The sequence below is a fragment of the Amycolatopsis sp. NPDC051371 genome (assembly GCF_040682155.1).
Classification (GTDB): domain Bacteria; phylum Actinomycetota; class Actinomycetes; order Mycobacteriales; family Pseudonocardiaceae; genus Amycolatopsis.
On the sequence record NZ_JBFBAG010000012.1, the window covers coordinates 177001 to 195077 of the forward strand.

An 18077-nucleotide genomic window follows, 5' to 3' on the forward strand; every position below is an offset into this window, starting at 1 on the left:
CCAGCTGAATTACTTGATGGGCTTCAGATCGAAGTCGAGGTACTCCGCCGCGTCCTCGGGGTTGGCGAACATGATCGTGCGGTCGTCCTCGTGGATCATGCGCCCGTAGTGGGTGGACATGCTCTCCTCGAACTCGGCCGCGTTGAACCAGCCCTCTTCCTCGCCGGCGGCTTCGTCGACCTCGGCGTAGACCAGGTCGGTCCGGCCCTTCGCGTCGACGCGGATCATCGACGGCAGCGGCGTCACGGTCACGTTGTCCTTGGTGCCCATGACTTCCGCGACGATCGCGCCGACCTGGTTGTTCATCAGGGTGAAGCCGCACATGTTGGACGCGGTGTTGTTCGTCTTGAACGGGCTTTCCGCGGTCTTGAAGACAGTCACTGGCCCAGCTCCTCCGGTGCTTTGAGACCCAATTCGGACAGGATTCCGGCGAACCGGCTCTTCGCCCGGTCGAGACCGTCCTCGAACCGGATGGGCTTGGCGTCGGGCTGCGACCACAGCGGCTGCAGGGCGCGGGCGGCGGCGATGCTCTTCGGCACCCAGTCCTCCAGCCACTTCTGCAGCAGCGCCTGGTTGTGCCCGGCGAACTCCTTGTCGTTGATCAGCAGGTGGAACATCGCCTTCGTGTAGCGGAGGTCCCGCTCGGAGAAGTCGAACTCCTCGGCACCGATCAGCGTCGGCGTGACGAAGTCGCCGTTCGCCGGCGCGGCCTGCTGCACCAGATTGCTGCGGAACAGCTCGCCGACGAGGGGCTCGAAGACGATGTTCGCGGCGAAGATCGCCTCGCACCAGTCCCAGATCCCGGTCAGCTGCTCGGCGGTCTCCCGCACGCCCTGCCAGGCCGGGTCCTCGGCCCAGGTCGCCAGGTGGGCGGTGCCGTCGAAGCCGTCGATCTCTTCGGTCAGCGTCAGGTTGTACAGCGCCAGGTCCTGCGCCGCGCGGATGCGGTGCATGCTGTTCACCGAGATCGCGTTGTTGTGCATGTTCGTCGGCGCACGGCGGTTGGCGTTGGCGTACAGGTAAAGACCGAGGCCGTGGTCGACGTGCATCCAGGCGCCGACGTGCCTGGCGACGAACTCGACCCAGTTGGGGTTCCACTGCTCGAACGCCTTGGCCTGGCGCGCGGCGTCGACGTTCTGGTTGAGCTGGCGCACGACGTTCGCGTTGTAGCGGTAGAGGGTGAGCTCCCACTCCTCGTTGGGGTCGCGGAACTCGTGCCAGCCGTGGGCCGGCCAGTCGTAGCCCTTGCCGCCGGAGCCCGGGCCGCGCTCGGGCAGCGGCCGGTCGGAGCCCCACGCCTTCAGCGCGGTCCACTCCAGCGGGTAGCCGCCCTTGCCGTCGGCGAAGGCGTACAGCCAGCCCTGGGACAGGTAGTGGCGCGGGTCCGGCTGGACCTCGACGGTGACGTCTTCGTAGTGGCTCTGCTTGCGCTTGGCGGCACTGTAGTAGTTGAACTTCCGGGCGTCCGAGTCCGGAAAGACCTTCGCGCCCGCCTCGGCGTCGGTGAACGTCGGCTTCGGCACGCTGCGTTCTTCGGTGGCTGTCATGGGTTTTTACCCTTCGCCCGTGGTGGTGAACTTGTCGTAGAAGACGCGCTTGTCGGCGACGCCGAGCGCGGGCAGCAGTTCCAGCGCGGCCTCGACCATCGGCGGGGGCCCGCAGACGTAGGCGTCGGCGCCGGTCAGGTCGAGGCCGGCCCGGCGCAGGACGTCGGTGATCAGGCCGGTCTCTCCCTCCCAGGCGTCGTCGCCGGGCTCGGAAAGCGCCGGCACGTAACGGAAGCCCGGCAGTTTCTCCTCGAGCTCCCGCAATTCCGCGTGGAAGCAGAGGTCCGCCTCGCGGCGGGCGCCGTAGTAGTAGGTCGCCTTCCGGTCGATGCCGCGTTCGGCCATGGCCCGCAGCAGCGACAGGATCGGCGCCATCCCGGCCCCGCCGCCGACGAAGACCAGGTCCTTGCCCGGGTTGTCCCGGAGGGTGAACACCCCGAACGGGCCGGTCACCCGGAGCCGGTCGCCGACCGCGACGTCGGTGTCGAGGAACCGGGAGAACAGCCCGTCGGGGTACACCTTGATGACGAACTCCAGCAGCCCGTCGCGCGCCGAGGTGTTGGCCATCGAGAACGACCGCGTCTCCTCGGTGCCCGGGATCGCGAAGTCCAGGTACTGCCCCGGGAAGAACTTCAGCGACAGCTCCGGGTCGACGAGCTTGACGACGAGGTGCCGCAGGTCGTGCGTGACGTGGTCGTTCGCCACGACCTCGACTTCGGCCTCCTGGATCGGCAGGCCCGAGTGGATCATTTCCTCGTCGTAGTTGAGCAGCTCGATCGTGAGGTCTTCGTACGCGTGGGCCCGGCACAGCAGCGTGAAACCCTCCTCCTTTTCGTAGTCGGGGAGCGCGAAGGTCGAATAGCGGTCGTGTTCGACGTCTTCGCCGTCGAGGATGAACGACTTGCAGGCCGCGCACTGTCCTTCCTTGCAGCCGTGCATGAGCATGACGCCCTGCTCGGCGGCGGCGCGCAGGATCGTGGTGTCCTCGGCGACGTCGATCTCGATCCCGACCGGTTCGAACCGGACGCGGTGCTTCTCCGCCATGCCAGGCCCTCCCGCGCCGTCAGGCCGTCTTCGGCGCCGGGCGCCCGGCCGGGCCCTGACGGTTGTAGTCGGCCACGAACGCGGCGCGTTCGGCGTCGGTCATCTGGTTCAGCAGCACGTTCGGCGACTGCACCTCGGGCATCCGGCGCAGGTGGTCGAGCGTCCACATCTTCTTCGGGTCGAGGTTCAGGTGCGGCTGCGCGACCATGGTCTTCCCGTCGTCGCGCACGAAGCCCATGTCGGAGACGACGTCGGCCCAGTTCCAGCCGTGGTAGAGCGTCTCCCACTCGCGGGCACCGACCAGCTGGCCCATGTTCGGGGTGTTGCGGCCCTGGTAGGTGGGCCGGAACGCCTCGGCGTCGGTCCAGCGGCACGTCTCCGAGCAGTACGTCCGGTGCTGGCCGTCGACCTCGTCGACCACCATGTCCTCGCGGATGAGACACGGCACCATGCACGTCCAGCAGCGGTGCGGGTACACGTAGTCGACGTCCTCGGCGACGATCGGGTGGTGCCCGTTCGGCGTCGCGAGCCGGCTGTAGTTCTCCCACCACTTGCCGTACTTGTCGTACCAGCCCGGGTACTTGTACTCGAACCACTCGAAGTCTTCGTCGGTCATCGGGTCGATGCGCCAGTAGTTGGCGAGCCACCCGGTGGCGAAGAACTGCGCGACCTCGTGGACGTAGCCCTTGTTCCAGATCCGGTTCCACGCCTCTTCGATGAGGTCGTGCGGGATCACGAGCCCGTACTTCTCCAGCGGTACCAGGTACGAGCGGTAGTAGTCGTCGTAGATCCAGCGGCGCCACATCTCCGCGTAGCTCTCGCGGTCCTTGCGGCGGTCCTTGGTGCCGTACTCGATGAACGTGCCGATCGCGGCGTCGACGACGGCGTGGTTGTTCCACCACGCGTACCGCAGGTCGCGTTCGAGCAGCTGGTGGTTGCTCTCGTCCGACAACGCCATCAGCAGGGTCGCGTACCCGTTGCTGATGTGGCGGGACTCGTCGGACTGCACCGAGTGGAACACCGTGGGCAGCAGGTAGTCGCCGTTGGCGGCGGCTTCCGCGGGCATGGCGACGAACAGCGTGTTCGTGAACGCCGTCTCCGCCACGATGGTGAGGTAGATGCTCGCCGCGGTGATGGCGTCACCGGTGATGAAGCCTTCGGCGAACTGGCGGCCGATGGTGCCGCAGTAGTCGTTCTGGAAGTTGCGCAGGCTCGAGTTGAAGCCCGCCGGGTCGATGTAGTTCTGCATGTACAGGCGCTTGAGGTTCTGCTGGATCGTCGAGTGGCGGACCTCGTCGATCATCTGGATCGCCTGGCCGTTGTGCAGTTCCGGGTTGGGCACCGTGCGGAACAGCAGCGGCATCGCCCGCGCGGCCGAGATCTCCGGCAGCGGGATGATCGACAGGAACAGCTTCTGCCACTCCAGCCAGCGTTCCTGCACCTGGCGGAACATGTTGCCGCGGATCGCGCCGTCTTCGGCGCCGTAGACCCGGTGGTCCTTTTCCTCCTGCATCGGGAAGTACGAGCGGAGGACCTGCTTCAACGGGTCCTTCTTCTTGGCCTTCTGGAAGGTGTAGTCGGTCCCGTAGTGCGAAACCGGGGTGTGGTACGCCGGCTCCCACGACAGTTCCTGGATCTTCTGGTGGGCTTTCGCCACACTCTGGCGACTCATGGAGACTCCTTGTCCGTCGCTCGCCGTCGGGGCGGACGTCCTGCGTTGACCATTCAAGGGGCGCTCGCGAGTGACGCGGGTCTCAATCTGAGACAGAACCGCTGCTCAGGGCGTTTCGTCCGCGCCGAGCATCCGCGCCCGCAGCTCGGCGAGCTCGCTGTGGACGCTCGTGCGCACGCGCGCGTCCCCTTCGACGGTCGGGGTGATCCCCAGCGCGCGCAGCAGCGCCGCGGCCGGGTCGCCGGGATGGCCGTCCCCGCCGAACGTCGGGTGCAGCCCCTGTTCGGCCAGATGCGTGAAAACCAGGTTGACGATCGTCCACGGGTTGTACGTCTCCGCGGCCTCGGCGGCCATGGGCACTCCTCCTGGTCAGCGGTCTCTTCCGGGTCCATCGGACCGCCGACCGCGCGTCCCGGCCGTCTCAATTTGAGACACCGCGCGGCGCGAGCCGGATCTAGGCTGAACGGGCGGCACAACGGGTGTGCCCGCACCCACGTGGGCCGCGGGGAAGCTGGAGGTCACGTGGACGAGATGGTGCCCGGAACCCTGCTCGCCGACGACGAGCTCGCCCGCACCCGGGTCCGTTTCCTGACGGCCGAACCGGTGCCGCCCGGCACGGTCCGGCAGACGATCCTGGCCTCCTGGCGGCGTTCGCAGGAGTTCCAGGTCGAGGCCGACCGGATCGACCCCCTCTACTCCGGCGGCCACAACCCCGACAGCCCGCTGATCCGCGGCGCCGAGCCGGTGCTGCACAAGCTGGGCGAGCAGTTCGACGGCCAGCCGATCAGCCTGATCCTCACCGACTCCAACGGCGTCGTGCTGACCCAGCGGACCGGCGACGCGGACCTGAAGCGGCACCTCGAACGCGTCGAGCTGGTCCCCGGGTTCAGCTACGGCGAGCAGTCCGTCGGGACCAACGGCATCGGCACCGCGCTCGAAGACGGCCGCGCGACCACGGTGTTCGGCCACGAGCACTACGCCGAGCACCTGGAGAACCTGGCGTGCGCGGGCGTGCCGATCCACCACCCGATCTCCGGCAAGAAGATCGGCGCGGTCGACCTCACCTGCTGGTACAAGGACGCCGGCGGCCTGCTCATCGCGCTGGCCCGCTCGACGGCCGAGCAGATCCGGCAGGCACTGCTGCGGCACAGCGATCTGCGGGAGATGATCCTCTTCCAGGCGTACCTGCAGACGTGCCGCCGGTGGACCGGCATCGTGCTGGCGTTCAACGAGGACATCGTGATGATGAACGACCGGGCGCGGCAGCTGCTCGACCCGGTCGACCAGTCGGTGCTGCTGAGCCACGCCACCGAAGCGCTGACCGACGGTCGCCGGACGTCGGCGACGCTCGCGCTCTCCAGCGGCCTGCGCGTGCGCGTGTTCTGCCGCCGCGTCCCGGGTCAGCGGGAGACCGACACCGCGGGCGGCGTGCTGTCGGTGAAGCTGATCGAAGCCGAGGAAGCCCTCGCCGTGCCGTCGACGCCGATGCTGCCGATGTACCTGCCGGGCGTGGTCGGGCAGGCGCCGCTGTGGCTGCGCTGCGGGCACGAGCTCGACTCCGGCCACCAGCGCGGCGAGTGGGTCGCGCTGGAAGGCGAGGCCGGCACCGGCAAGCTGACCCTGGCGAAGGGCCTCCACCAGCGCCACCACCCGGCGGACCGGCTGCTGACCGTCGACGCGGCGGTGACGACCGGCACCGACTGGGCGGCCGAGCTGCTGCGCGAACACGCCGAAGCCCCGATCCGCACGCTGGTGCTCCGCCACGCCGACCGGCTGACGGCGTCGGCGGCCAACGCACTGGCGACGACGTTGCGGGAGCTGCGCGAGCGGGCCGACGCACCGTGGGTCGTCGTCACGCTCGTGCCGGAAGCCGAGACGAACCCGGCGCTGGCCGAGCTGCTGAAGTCGTTCCCGCGGACGGTGCGTGTGCCACCGCTGCGCCACCACGTCGAGGACCTGGCGGAGCTGGTCCCGCTGGTGCTGAGCAAGCTCGGCTACGGCGGCCGGCTGACCTGCTCGGCGGCGGCGCTGCACCTGCTGATGCGGGCGGAGTGGCCGGGCAACACCGGCCAGCTCTACCAGGTGCTGCGGAAGGTGGCCCAGCGCCGGCGGGCCGGGACCATCCGCCCGGGCGACCTCCCGGCGGAGTTCCACACCGTCGCGCGGCGGCCGCTGAACCGGTTCGAGTCGATCGAGCGGGACGCCATCGTCCGCTGCCTCGAAGACGCGGACGGCAACAAGGTCCGGGCGGCGAAGCTGCTGGGCATCTCCCGGGCGACGATCTACCGCAAGATCCACGAGTACGGCATCGTCCCCCCGACGCGCTGAGCTGAAGGCACCTTCCCCGCATCACCGTGCGGCCCCGGGCCCCGGCAAAGGTCTTGAAGGAGTCATTCAGGTCTTCGGAGGTCCTGAATGACTCATTCAAGACACCCGCGACCTCCGGCGGACGGCCGGTCAGCGGGCCGCGAGTTCCGCCAGCTGGTAGGCCAGCTTCTCCCGCACCGGCGGCAGCGAGAAAACCGTCTTCATCACGGTGTTGCGCAGCAGCCGCGCCGGGCGGGGGCGCAGGGTCGCCATCCGCGTCATCCGGTCGGTGAACGCCACCACGCCGGTCGCCACCGGGCGCCGCGTCGTCTCGTAGGTGTCCAGCAGCGCGTCCGGCTCGCCGGCGGCCACCCGGGTCAGCAACCGGCCGAGCGCGACCGCGTCCTGGATGCCGGTGTTCATGCCCTGGCCGCCGGCCGGGCTGTGCACGTGGGCCGCGTCGCCGGCCAGCAGGATCCGGCCGGCGCGGTAGTGGTCGGCCACCCGATGGTGCACGCGGAACCGCGAGCTCCATACGACCTCGGTGACCCGCGACCGCGCGCCGTCCGGGCCGCGCGTGTCCACAATGGACTGGATGTCGGCGATCCCGGGGTGCTCGGGCGCCTCGGCGACCGTCGCGACCACCCGGTAGTGGTCGTCGCCGTCCGGCAGCGGCGCGACGACCGTCACGCCCTCCGGCGACAGGTGCAGGCTGACCTCTTCGCGGTCCAGCGGCCAGCTCATCCGAACGTCGGCGAGCACGAACGACTCGGCGTAGGTGGCGCCGGTGAACCCGATGCCGGCCTGCTCGCGGACGGTGCTGTGCATGCCGTCGGCACCGATCACGTACTTCGCGCGCACGGTGCCGCCGGTCGTCGTGACCGTGACGCCCGTGTCGTCGCCGGCGACGGCGGTGACCTCGTACGGCCGGTGCACGTCGCCGCCCACCTCGCGCAGGCGCGCCAGCAGCACGGCTTCGGTCCGGTCCTGCGGCACCATCAGCGTGTACGGGTAGGCGGTGGGCAGCCCGCCGAAGGGCACCTTCGCGAGCACCGTGGCGCCGTCGCGGACGGTGAACGTCGGGACGACGACGCCCAGCTCCTTCAGCCGCTCGGTGACGCCGAGCTCGGCCAGCACCTCCAGGGTGCGGGCGTGCACCACGCAGGCCCGGGAGGTGTTCGCACCCTCGGCCTGGCGGTCGAGCAGCACGAAATCGACGCCGGCCTCGGCGAGGACGATCGCGGTGGCGAGGCCGGCGGGGCCGGCTCCGGCAATCAGGACGTCGGTACGGGTGGGCAGGGACATCACAGCACCTCCGAGTTTGCCAACAACTGTTGGCAACCACGTAACCACCACCGCGCTGGCTTGTCAACAAGTGTTGGCCTACACTTGTTGACATGAGTGAGTCACCGCGCCGATCCGACGCCACCCGGGCGACCATCCTCGACGCCGCGCGCCGCCGGTTCGCCGCCGACGGCTTCCGCCGCGCGACGATCCGCTCGATCGCCGCCGACGCGGACATCGACCCGTCGATGGTGATGCGCTACTACGGCAGCAAGGACGGCCTGTTCGCGGCGGCAGTGGACGTCGAGCTGGACCTGCCGGACCTGGCCACGGCCGACCCGGGCACCGTCGGCGAGCTGCTGACGCGGCAGTTCCTGGTGTTGTGGGAGCAGCCCCCGACCGACGAGATCCTGCTGACGCTGCTGCGGTCGGCGGTCGCCGACGACGCCGTGGTCGAGAAGATGCGGCAGGTGTTCGCCGGCCAGGTCACCCCCGCGGTCCTGCGGTTCGGCGACCCGGCCGACGCCCCGCGCCGCGCGGGGCTGGTGGTGAGCCAGCTGCTCGGCCTGGCCCTGACCCGGTACGTACTGCGGCTGCCGCCGGTGGTGGCGCTGACCTCGGCCGAGGTGGTCGCGGAGGTCGGCCCGACCGTCCAGCGTTACCTGGCCGGGGGAACGCCGATGCCGAGCGAGCCGCCGGGACGTGTCACTTCGGCGGGTTGACCGCCTTGGCGACGTCGGCGATCGTCTGCGGGTCGACCAGCCCGGTGTCCTCCAGGACGTTCATGTGGTCGAGGACCGTCTGGTTCGCCTGCGTCGCGTGCCGGCGGATGACGTCGTTCTGGGTACCGGCGCGGACTTCGGCGATGGTCGCGAAGATCTTGCCGTGCGACGCGCGCAGCAGGTTCACGAACAGCTTGTCGAACTCGAGACCCTGGGCAGCCGTCAGCTGCCGGACCCAGCCCTGCTGTTCGGCGCTGGCCTGGTCGGGCAGCGTCACGCCGAGCATCTTCGCGTCCTCGCGGACGAGCTGGTCGAGGTGCGAGTGCCCGTCCAGCAGGTGCAGCCCGGCGCGCTTCACCGCGTCGCTGCTCGCGTGGCTCTGCGCGAGGTCGCCCGCCGGCATCTCCCACAGCCCCGCCTGACGCACCTTGACCAGGAACGTCTTGTCGAGCTCGGTGACCGGCCCGGCGTCGGCGACGCCCGCGGCGGACACCGCGGCGTCCGCCGCCGAGCCCATCTGCATGCCCCCCATGCCCTGCCCGTACGCCGGGACCTGCGCCTGCGTCGATCCGGGCGCGGTCTGGGCGCTGGCTTTCAGCACCATGACCGAACCCACGGCGACCACGGCGAGAGTGGCCACGACGACCAGCACGGTCCGAGCCCTGGCCTTGGCCGTCATGCCACGGTGATCCGGCATCGTTCCTCCTTCTGGCGACAAGTGCCTGTACGGGGTACTACGGCTCCCGTCGCGGAGAGGTTCAAGCCGATTTGAACGAATTTTGTTGCGCACCAACGGGTTCAGGACGGCATAACAGTCCCTTGTGGACGCGCGGAGAAGGGTCGGCCGAGCCGGCCGGACGTCCCGGGCGAGTGCCGGGGTCACCCATCTTGACCGATGCTCTTGCGGTTGGCAAGTATTGCTTCATGCAAACCCTCGAAGACGCGGCTCCGGGCGCCGATCCGGACGTGGTGGCCCTGGACGGCCTCACCCTGGTCCTGGTCGGGATCGCGTGGGAGTGCGCGCACGCCGCGCCGCCCGAGGTCACCTTCCCCCAGACGCGCCTGCTGCTCATCCTCGACCGCCTCGGCCGGGTGCCGAGCTCGCGGCTGGCGGCGGCGATGGACGTCAACGCGTCGTCGGTGACCCGGCTGGCCGACCGGCTGGAGGCCCTCGGGTACGTGGCGCGCGGCCGCGACCCGCGCAACCGGAGCGTGGTGACCCTGGAGGTCACCCCGACCGGCCACGACCTGGTGGCGCGGATCCTCGACCGGCGCCACGCGGCGCTGGGCGCGCTGCTGGACCGGCTGCCGCCTGCTCAGCGGAAGACCGCGGCCGCGGCCGCCCGGCGGCTGGTGACCGCGGCCGCCACCATCCCGGCGCTCGGCCCGGCCCCGCTGTGAGTGCCATCCTGGACGGCATGCCGACCCGGTGGACGTGCCCGCGCTGCGACCGCGAGTTCGCGCGCGCCGGCCAGGGCCACACGTGCGTCCCGGGCTGCACGGTCGACGAGACGTTCGCCGGCCGCGACCCGCGGTTCCGCGCGATCTACGATGCGGTCGTCGGGCACCTGCGGACCCTGGGCGACGTCCACGAGGACGCCGTCAAGGTCGGGGTGTTCCTCAAGCGGGACCGGAAGCTCGCCGAGCTGCGGCCGCGGTCCAAGGACGTCCTGGTGTACCTGTTCCTGCCGCGCCCGATCGAGACGGCGCGGATCGCCCCGGCGCGCTGGGCGAGCGGACCCCGGGTGGGACACCAGCTGAAGCTGCGCGAGGTGTCCGATGTGGACGACGAAGTCCGCGGCTGGTTCACGATCGCCTACGACTTCTCCTGAGCCGGGTCAGCTCGCGGGGCCCGTCCAGCCTTCGGGCACGTGGCCGATCCGCACGCGCTGCGGGTGGTCACCGACCGGCACCGAGACGAGCTTCTGCCCCGTCGCGAAGTCGATCGCCGTGACCTGGTCCGCGCCGGCCTCGGAGATCACGCACGCGCTGCCGTCGCCGCTCACCGTCGCCCAGTACGGCTTCACCGCGGGCACCAGGGTGCCCTGCTGCAGGGTCGCGCGGTCGACGACCGTGGCGTAGTCGTCCATCGTGCCGGCGATGCAGAGCTTCGTCCCCGCCGGGTTCATCGACATGCCGTGGTGGCGGGAGTCGTTGACGAAGGTCTTGCGGTCGTCGCTCGTGGCCGGGTTCTTCGGCAGCTCCTTGAGCCGGGTGATCCGGTCGCTCGCGACGTCGTACTCCAGGAAGCCGTTGAAGAACGACACCTGGAAGTACAGCTTGGACTCGTCGGGGGTGAACGCGACGGGCCGCACGGCGTCCGAGAGGTCGCGGCGCCCGAAGGCGTCGAGCCGGTCACGCATGTCGATCACCTTGACCTGGCGGAAGGTCGCGGCGTCGACGACCGTGATGCGCCGGTCCCCCTTGGTGAAGTCCCAGCCGGGGTCGTCGAGGTCGGTGTTGACCTCGCCGATCGACATGTTCCACAGGTACCGGCCGCCGTCGGTGAACACGTTCTCGTGCGGCTTGTCCCCCGCCGTGAACGAGCCGGCCTGCTGCCCGGTGACGATGTCGAGCACGTGCACGGTGTTCGACGTCGAGGCGGAGACGGCGACACGGCGGCCGTCCGGCGAGACCGCCATGTGGTCGGCGCGGAACCCCGAAACCGGGAAGCGCCAGTTGATCCGGCCGGTGGCGAGGCTGATCGAGACGACGTCGGCGAAGCTCGGCCGCGACGCCACCACCGACGAGCCGTCCGGTGTGGTGTACATGTCGTCGACGAACTGGTCGTGCCCCTCGCCGGGCCCGTTGCGGATGCCGAGGAAGAACGCCAGCTTGATCGGGTTGAGGTAGATCTCGCGCAGCCGGTCGTCCTTGTCCGGGATGATGTTCACGCGCCCGATCTTCGCGAAGGAGCCGCGGGACTGGATGACGTCGGCCGTCCCATCCCAGTTGTTGCCGACGAACATGACCTCCCGCAGGGCCGCGGGTGCACCGGTGGCCGGGACCGCCGCACCGGTCGCCAGCAGGGCGACGGCGGAAGTGAGGTACGCCAGGCGCGAGAGGTAGGACCGCCGTCGGCGGGTGCTCGGGGAAGTGCGCACGGAAGACACCTTTCGACGCTGAAGAGGTGCGGCGGTGGTTTTTGCGCGGGACAGGGGTTACTGTCCGGTATTGCCACGATAACCGGCCCTGGGAGCTCTTCCGGTAGGGCCGATCGCCCAACGTCGCGGGCGGCGGGTTGTGGCCGTGCCACAACGGTCCGGGAGGTGCTGTGACGCCGCTGCTCCGGCGGATCCTCGACGACCTGGCCGCGGACGAGACCGTGCTGGACGAGCTGGTGAAGGTCGCGCGCAGCGAGTCGTCCGAGGTCGCGCGGCTCCCGGAAGCCGAGAACCGGCGGCACATCCAGGTCCTGCTCTCGGCCGCGCTGCGGGCGACGGCGAGCCCGGGCGGTCCCGCCCGCGAGGACTACTCCGCCGCGGAAGCGCTGGGCGCCGACCGCGCCGCGCAGGGTGTCCCGCTCACCGAACTCCTGCGCGGGGTCCAGGCGGGCCGCACGCACGCGGGGCGCGTCGCCGTCGAACGCGCCCGGGCCGCCGGCGTGCCGGACGACGTCATCCTCGAGACCGTCCTCGACGCCGGCCGCTACACCGGCGCGCTGGAGCACCACATCGTCAAGGGCTACCACGCCGCCGAGCTCCAGCTGTCCCGCACGGTGCGCGACGCGCGGACCCAGCTGCTGCGTACCCTGCTGCTCGCCGGGCACCCGCCGACGCCCGAAGAGCTCCGGCGAGCGGGACTGCACCCCGATGTCCGGTACTTTTGCGTGGTGTCCGACGTCAGCGACCCGGCGCGGGCGCGCACGCTGGAGCAGGCGCTGCTCGAGTTCGGCGGGGTCTACGGCCTGGTCGAGGGCAGGCTGACCGGTCTGGCGGCCCGGTCACCTGCGGGCGTCAAGCTGGCCGAGGACGTCCTGCTGGTCGTCGCGCCGGCCGCGGCTTTGCCTGCGCTGCAGGAGGTTCACCGCCTCTGCACGGCGGCGGCGCGTCTCGCCGGGCCCGGCTACCACGACCTGACCGCGTTGGCGGGCGAGATCGCGCTGACGGCGCAGCCGGTGCTGGGCGACCTGGTCAAGTCGGCTTTGCTCGGCTCGCTCGATCCGGCGAACCCGTTCCACCGCGAGCTGGCGGGGACGGCCCTGGCGTACCTCGACCACGGCCAGCGGTTGCGCCCGACGGCCGAAGCGCTGCACCTGCACCCGAACACCGTCCGGTACCGGCTGGACCGCCTGGCCGAGCTGACACCGTTGGTACTGGGCGAAAACAGCGGCGGCCGGGTGCTCGACGCGGTGCGCTCGTGGTGGGCGCTGCACTGCTGGCTCGGCACGCCCAGCTGATTCCCGAGGTGGACCGCGCTAGGCCTTGTGGAGCTTGTCCGGGTGGTGCACGGCGGTCTTCCCGGACTTCTCGCTCTTGACGAGGTACTGCGGTTCGTCCGGCGACGCCTTCACGTCACGCTTGCCCGCGTGCGTGTCCTCGGTGATCTTCTCCTCGACCGTGCCGACGGAACTCTGGTTGCCCGCGTCCCACCGCACGCGGTCGCCCTTTTTGAAGTCCTTGCTCATGACAACCACCTCCTGAACAGCGTGTACCCGTGATCGAAGCGGGTATGCGTCCCGAATGGACGACGAGGAAACCCGCCGCGAGTTCGGCGACAGCGTCAACATGACCGCGAAGCAGCTGGAGGACTGGCTGAAGACCGACGAAGCGAAGGACGCCGGGCAGCACAAGGGCGGTGGCGAGTCCGTGGGTCACGAGTCCGGCCGGCGGATCGTCGGGATCCTGCGGAAGAAGAACGACGACCTCACCGCCGACGACCACGCCCACATGCGCAAGGTCGTCGGTTACGTCCACCGGCACCTTGGCTCAGCGCCCGTCCGGCGACGTCATGGAGACGACCTGGCGGTACTCGCTCATGAACTGGGGACACGACCCCCTGCACTGAGCGAATAGTCCTTCAGCACCAGCGCGTTCGCCGCTTCGCGGATCGGGCGGGCCATCTGCTCCAGGACGCGGTTGCGGCCCGGGAGGTACGGCATCAGCTTGATCATCCGGGTGTTGAACCACGCGAAGGCGCGCGACTGCGGGATGATCCCGCGCAGCGCCGTCTTCGCCAGCGCCTGGTTCTTCTCGATGTACGGCCGCATCTCGCTCTCGTACTGCGAAAGAGCCACCCCGAAGCCGGCCGAAGCGGCCAGCTCCCCCGCCAGGACGTACGCACCGGCCAGCGCCAGGCTCGTGCCCTGCCCGGACGCCGGCGAGGCGCAGTAACCCGCGTCGCCGAGCAGCGTCACCCGGCCGGTGGACAGGCGGTCCATGACGATCTGGCACACCGGGTCGAAGTAGAAGTCGTCCGCGTCGCGCATCGCGTCGAGGAGGGCCGGGATCTCCCAGCCCAGGCCGGCGAACTGCGCCGCGACGAGGTTCTTCTGGCCGTCGACGTCGCGGCGGTCGTAGGCCAGCGGCGGGGCGGTGAACCAGAACGCGGCCTTCGCGTCGGCGGAACGAGCCGTGCTGTAGACGTTCACCATCTTGCCCGCGGCCGCCGAGTGCAGCAGCTCCCAGCGGTCCAGCTGCTGGGTGTTCGGCACGGTCGAGATCGAGATGTAGGCGTCGAACCGGCGCAGGAAGTCCTCCTCCGGGCCGAACGCCAGCGCGCGGACGCCGGAGTGCAGGCCGTCGGCCCCGACGACCAGGTCGAACCGGCGCGGGGCGCCGTGTGCGAACGTCACGTGGACGCCGTCCGCGCGCTCGTCGAGGCCGGTGATCCAGTCGCCGAAGACGTACTCGGTGTGGTCCCGGGTCGCGGAGTAGAGGATCTTCGCGAGGTCGCCGCGGAGGATCTCGGTGTCGTCGCCGTGGCGGAAGCCGAACGTGTCGGCGTCGAGCGTCGCGAGTTCCTTGCCCCGCTTGTTCACGAACGCCGCGCCGCGCATGTCGGTGCTCGCCGCGTGCACCTCCTCCAGCAGGCCCATGCGGCGGACGACGTCGACCGCGACACCGCGGATGTCGACCTTGTAGCCGCCTTCGCGCAGGCTCGGGGCGCGCTCGACGACGGTGGCGCGGAAGCCGTGGCGGTTCAGCCAGAAGGCGAGGGCGGGGCCGGCGATGCTGGCGCCGGAGACCAGGATGCTCTTCGTCATGCCCCGAACTCTGGGCGCGGCCGCTGACCGCTCACGAACCGAGCGCGAACCGCCGCTGACCGAACTCGCCCAATGCCTGCTCAGGGGGCATTTCGCGACCTCGCTCGAAGGCTTGCGCGTACGCCTCGGCACCGATGCGCAGCCGCACCCGGTCCGTCACCGAGACGACGTCCGCGTCCCCGGTCACCGGCGTGCCGCGCAGCCCGACGGCGACGCCGAGCAGGAACGCGGCCCGCTCGTCCTCGGTCTTCGCCGCGAGGACGCCTGCCAGGCCTTCGACCGCCTGGGCCGCGCCCGGCAGGTTCGTGTGTTCGAGGGCGGTGGCCAGCGCCTCCTGGTGCAGGTCGGTCGCCTCGTCGAGGTTGCCTTCGGCGGCGGCCGTCCAGCCGAAGCCGGTGTGGAGCCGGATCCGCGTCTCGCCGCCGGTGACCGGGTCGACGGCGAGGCCGAGGGCCGCGGTGTACCAGCGCCGGGCCGCGGCCAGGTCGCCCGCGCGCCGCGCGATCTCGCCCAGGCCGCCGCGGGCCCGCGCGAGCGTCAACGGCGTCCCGGCCGCGCGGGCCAGGTCGGCGGCGGTCTCGTAGTCGGCGCGGGCGGTCTCGGCGTCCCCGGCGCGGAGCACGCCGTCGGCGCGGCGGCAAAGCAGGTCGGCGGCGTCCTCGACCGACCCGAGCTCGCCGGCCAGCCGCACGGACTCGTCCATCAGCTCCCGGAACCGCGCGTGGTCACCGCGCCAGTCCGCGAACTCCGCGAGCTTCTCCAGCGCGCTGGCCTCGCCCCAGCGGTCGCCGAGCGCGCGGAATCCCTCCAGTGCCGCCGAAAAGTGCGTCTCGGCCTCCGCGATCCGGCCGCGGTACTGCGCGCCGAGGCCGTCGCCGATCCGGGTGAACGCCCGCGACCACGCGTCGTCGCCGACCAACGCGGCCAGCCGCTCGCCGTCCCGCACCTTGGTGCGCGGGGAAAACGCCCACAGCAGGAAGAGGTACGGATGGCGCAACGGCCCCTCGAGCCCGTGCAGGATCGGCTCGATGTCGACGTCGGTGTCCGACGCGTGGATCAGGCAGAGCACGTACTCCTCGGCCAGTCCCGCCGGTGGCTCGGCGCCGAAGGCGGCGACGACGGCGTCCGCGAACGGCGTCGCCTCGCTGCGCAGGCCGCGCAGCCACCAGTACCAGGTCAGGGCCGCGATGAGCCGCACCGCGGTTTCCGGTTCTTCGGAGGCGCCCCAGCGCAGTGCCGCGTGCAGGTTCGCGTGCTCGGCGGTCAGCTCTGCCAGTGCGGTCAGCTGGTCCGCGCCGCGCAGGTTCGGCTCGGCGGCGCGGGCGAGGCCGAGGAAGTACTTCGCGTGCGCGGCCCGCCGGTCGTCGCCGTGCTCGGCGCAGAACGCGCGGATCGTCTCCAGCATCCGGTAGCGGCCGCCGGCGAACTCGACGAAGGACTTCTCGACCAGGCCGGTGAGCACGCCGTCGGCGTCGGGCTCGGCGCCGACGTGTTCGACCGCGTCGAGCCGCGCGCCGCCGGCGAACACCGCGAACCGGCCCGCGAGCCGCTGTTCGTCCGGTTCGAGGAGGTCCCAGCTCCACTCGACGACGCCGCGCAGGGTCCGGTGCCGCAGCTCGGCGGTCCGGTCGCCGCGCGACAGCAGCCGGAAGCGGTCACCGAGGCGGGCGGCGACGTCGTCCACCGGCAGCGACCGCAGGCGGGCGGCGGCAAGTTCGATCGCGAGTGGGAGGCCGTCGAGGGCCGCGCAGATCCGGTTCACCGCGCCCGGGTCGGGCACGCTGCCCGGCGCCACCGCCGCGGCCCGGTCGGTGAACAGCCGCGCCGCGGCGCTCGCGGGCAGGGCGCCGACCGGCACCAGCTTTTCGCCGGTCAGGGCCAGGGGTTCGCGGCTGGTCGCGAGCACGCGCAGGCCGGGGCACGCGCCGAGCAGCCGCCGGACCAGCCGCGCGGCCGCGGCGACGACGTGTTCGCAGTTGTCGAGCACCAGCAGCAGGGGCCGGTCGGCGAGCGCGGCGGCCAGCCGGTCGGCCGGTTCCTCCGCTACGCCGGGCGCCAGCACGCCCTGCTCGCGCAGGCCCAGCGCGGCGAGAACGGCCCGCGGCACGTCGGTCGTCGTCGCCAGCTCGACGAAACACACTTCGCCGGCGGCCGCTTCGATGGCGAGGCGGGTCTTGCCCGCGCCGCCCGGCCCGGTGAGCGTGACGAGCCGAGCGTCGTCGAGAGCGGCCTTGAGGTCGTCGAGCTCGCTCCGGCCGACGAACCCGGTCAGCGGCACCGGAACCCGCCGGGCGGGCGCGGGTCCGGCGGCCCGCAAGACGGCGACGTGCGCGTCCGCCAGCTCCGCCGACGGGTCGGCACCCAGCTCGTCCGCGAGCCGTTCGCGGATCTCGGCGAAGACGCTGAGGGCCTCGGCAGAGCGGCCGCTGCCGTGCAGCGCGCGGATGAGCTGCGCGGTGAGCCGTTCGCGAAGCGGGTGCTCACCGGCCAGCTCGCGGAGTTCGGCGACGAGCCGTTCGTGGTGGCCGAGGACGAGATCGGCCTCGACGCGGTCCTCGGTCGCCGCCAGGCGCAGCTCGGCCAGCCGGGCCGCGCGCGGCGGATCGGCGAGGCCGTCGAGCGCGGGCCCTCGCCACAACGCGAGCGCTTCGGCGAACAACTCTCGCTTCGCGGCCGGGTCGGGTGTCGTCCGCGCCTCGGCGGTGAGCCGTTCGAAGCGGTGGACGTCGACCTCTTGGGGATCGACGGCCAGCCGGTACCCGGCGGGCGTGAACTCGACGAGACCGTCCGGCGCGCCGCCGTCCCGCAGACGCCGCCGCAGCCGCGAGACCTGCGACTGCAGCGCCTCCGCGGCGCCGTCGGGCGGGTGGTCGCCGTGCAGGCCGTCGATCAGCCGCTCGGCGCTGATCACGCGGCCGGCGTCGAGGGCGAGGAGGGCGAGCAGCCCCCGGAGCTGGGGACCCCCGAGGGGAACGGAGGTCCCGTCGGGGCGGCGGGCTTCGACCGGCCCGAGGATCGCGAACTGCACGCCGCCGATTCTGGCCCACCGCCCCCGTCCGCGGTGGCCGGTCGGGTCAAGAGCTGCCCCGCCCGGCTCTCGGCGCGCGAGTGAACGGTGTCTTGAATGAGTCATTCAGGACTCCCAGGTCAGGGCTCCGGCAAAGTCCAGTCGCACGCTCGCCGCCGGCCCACCAAACGTCCTGAATGAAGCTTCTATGTCAAGTTGCTGCTTGTAGCTGGTGTTGGTGGTCGGTGAGCAGGGCCTGGTAGATGGCGTTGGTGAGGTGACGTTTAAG

Annotated in this window: 16 protein-coding genes and 1 pseudogene; 6 read left to right on the plus strand and 11 right to left on the minus strand. The window is 71.0% G+C overall.

The window, feature by feature from the left end:
* Positions 1-9: 9 nt before the first annotated feature.
* The 5 genes from mimD to AB0M59_RS17655 all read right to left on the minus strand — a co-directional run bounded on the left by mimD (position 10) and on the right by AB0M59_RS17655 (position 4617).
* Entirely contained in the window at positions 10-381 is a 372-nt protein-coding gene (mimD, locus tag AB0M59_RS17635) for a propane 2-monooxygenase effector subunit MimD (protein WP_364615915.1), read from the minus strand.
* Positions 378-1547: a toluene hydroxylase gene (locus AB0M59_RS17640; protein ID WP_364615918.1), complete on the minus strand. Its 1170-nt coding sequence runs from the start codon at positions 1545-1547 to the stop codon at positions 378-380. The genes mimD and AB0M59_RS17640 overlap by 4 nt, the downstream gene beginning before the upstream one ends.
* A 6-nt stretch (positions 1548-1553) precedes the next feature.
* Positions 1554-2591, minus strand: a complete 1038-nt coding sequence (locus AB0M59_RS17645; RefSeq protein ID WP_364615921.1) for a 2Fe-2S iron-sulfur cluster binding domain-containing protein — start codon at positions 2589-2591, stop codon at positions 1554-1556.
* Between the two features lie 19 nt (positions 2592-2610).
* Positions 2611-4263: a methane monooxygenase gene (locus AB0M59_RS17650; RefSeq protein ID WP_364615924.1), complete on the minus strand. Its 1653-nt coding sequence runs from the start codon at positions 4261-4263 to the stop codon at positions 2611-2613.
* A 105-nt stretch (positions 4264-4368) separates the two neighbouring features.
* Positions 4369-4617: a hypothetical protein gene (locus AB0M59_RS17655; protein ID WP_364615927.1), complete on the minus strand. Its 249-nt coding sequence runs from the start codon at positions 4615-4617 to the stop codon at positions 4369-4371.
* 168 nt (positions 4618-4785) lie between these two features.
* On the opposite strand from AB0M59_RS17655, the gene AB0M59_RS17660 reads away from it, so the two are divergent.
* Positions 4786-6591 carry a helix-turn-helix domain-containing protein gene (locus tag AB0M59_RS17660; protein ID WP_364615930.1) on the plus strand — a complete coding sequence of 602 codons (1806 nt, stop codon included), beginning with the start codon at positions 4786-4788 and terminating at the stop codon, positions 6589-6591.
* 129 nt (positions 6592-6720) lie between these two features.
* On the opposite strand, the gene AB0M59_RS17665 is transcribed toward AB0M59_RS17660, so the two are convergent.
* Entirely contained in the window at positions 6721-7875 is a 1155-nt protein-coding gene (locus tag AB0M59_RS17665; RefSeq protein WP_364615933.1) for an FAD-dependent monooxygenase, read from the minus strand.
* Positions 7876-7967: 92 nt separating this feature from the next.
* Between AB0M59_RS17665 and AB0M59_RS17670 the strand changes: the two genes are divergently transcribed.
* On the plus strand, positions 7968-8576 hold the full coding sequence (locus tag AB0M59_RS17670) for a TetR family transcriptional regulator (RefSeq protein ID WP_364615936.1): 609 nt from the start codon (positions 7968-7970) through the stop codon (positions 8574-8576).
* Here the strand turns inward: AB0M59_RS17670 and AB0M59_RS17675 are convergent.
* Entirely contained in the window at positions 8560-9273 is a 714-nt protein-coding gene (locus AB0M59_RS17675) for a DUF4142 domain-containing protein (RefSeq protein ID WP_364615939.1), read from the minus strand. The genes AB0M59_RS17670 and AB0M59_RS17675 overlap by 17 nt on opposite strands.
* 227 nt (positions 9274-9500) lie before the next feature.
* Between AB0M59_RS17675 and AB0M59_RS17680 the strand changes: the two genes are divergently transcribed.
* Both AB0M59_RS17680 and AB0M59_RS17685 read left to right on the plus strand, forming a co-directional pair.
* Positions 9501-9977: a MarR family transcriptional regulator gene (locus AB0M59_RS17680; protein ID WP_364615942.1), complete on the plus strand. Its 477-nt coding sequence runs from the start codon at positions 9501-9503 to the stop codon at positions 9975-9977.
* Positions 9978-9994: 17 nt separating this feature from the next.
* On the plus strand, positions 9995-10408 hold the full coding sequence (locus tag AB0M59_RS17685; protein ID WP_364615945.1) for a DUF5655 domain-containing protein: 414 nt from the start codon (positions 9995-9997) through the stop codon (positions 10406-10408).
* A 6-nt stretch (positions 10409-10414) separates the two neighbouring features.
* Here the strand turns inward: AB0M59_RS17685 and AB0M59_RS17690 are convergent, their stop codons facing one another.
* The gene (locus tag AB0M59_RS17690) at positions 10415-11680 is read right to left on the minus strand and encodes a YncE family protein (RefSeq protein ID WP_364615948.1); all 1266 of its coding nucleotides are present in this window, start codon (positions 11678-11680) and stop codon (positions 10415-10417) included.
* Positions 11681-11850: 170 nt separating this feature from the next.
* Here AB0M59_RS17690 and AB0M59_RS17695 point away from each other — a divergent pair, with 170 nt between their 5' ends.
* Positions 11851-12975 (plus strand): helix-turn-helix domain-containing protein, encoded by a 1125-nt coding sequence (locus AB0M59_RS17695; protein ID WP_364615950.1) that lies wholly within the window; start codon positions 11851-11853, stop codon positions 12973-12975.
* An 18-nt stretch (positions 12976-12993) separates the two neighbouring features.
* On the opposite strand, the gene AB0M59_RS17700 is transcribed toward AB0M59_RS17695, so the two are convergent.
* The gene (locus AB0M59_RS17700) at positions 12994-13203 is read right to left on the minus strand and encodes a DUF2945 domain-containing protein (protein ID WP_364615953.1); all 210 of its coding nucleotides are present in this window, start codon (positions 13201-13203) and stop codon (positions 12994-12996) included.
* 55 nt (positions 13204-13258) lie between these two features.
* Here AB0M59_RS17700 and AB0M59_RS17705 point away from each other — a divergent pair.
* Positions 13259-13583: pseudogene (locus AB0M59_RS17705) on the plus strand (DUF3140 domain-containing protein).
* Here the strand turns inward: AB0M59_RS17705 and AB0M59_RS17710 are convergent.
* Positions 13552-14781 (minus strand): FAD-dependent monooxygenase, encoded by a 1230-nt coding sequence (locus tag AB0M59_RS17710; protein WP_364615956.1) that lies wholly within the window; start codon positions 14779-14781, stop codon positions 13552-13554. The pseudogene AB0M59_RS17705 and the gene AB0M59_RS17710 overlap by 32 nt on opposite strands.
* Before the next feature lie 31 nt (positions 14782-14812).
* Complete coding sequence (locus AB0M59_RS17715) at positions 14813-17809, minus strand: BTAD domain-containing putative transcriptional regulator (protein WP_364615959.1); 2997 nt, start codon at positions 17807-17809, stop codon at positions 14813-14815.
* Positions 17810-18077 lie beyond the last annotated feature (268 nt).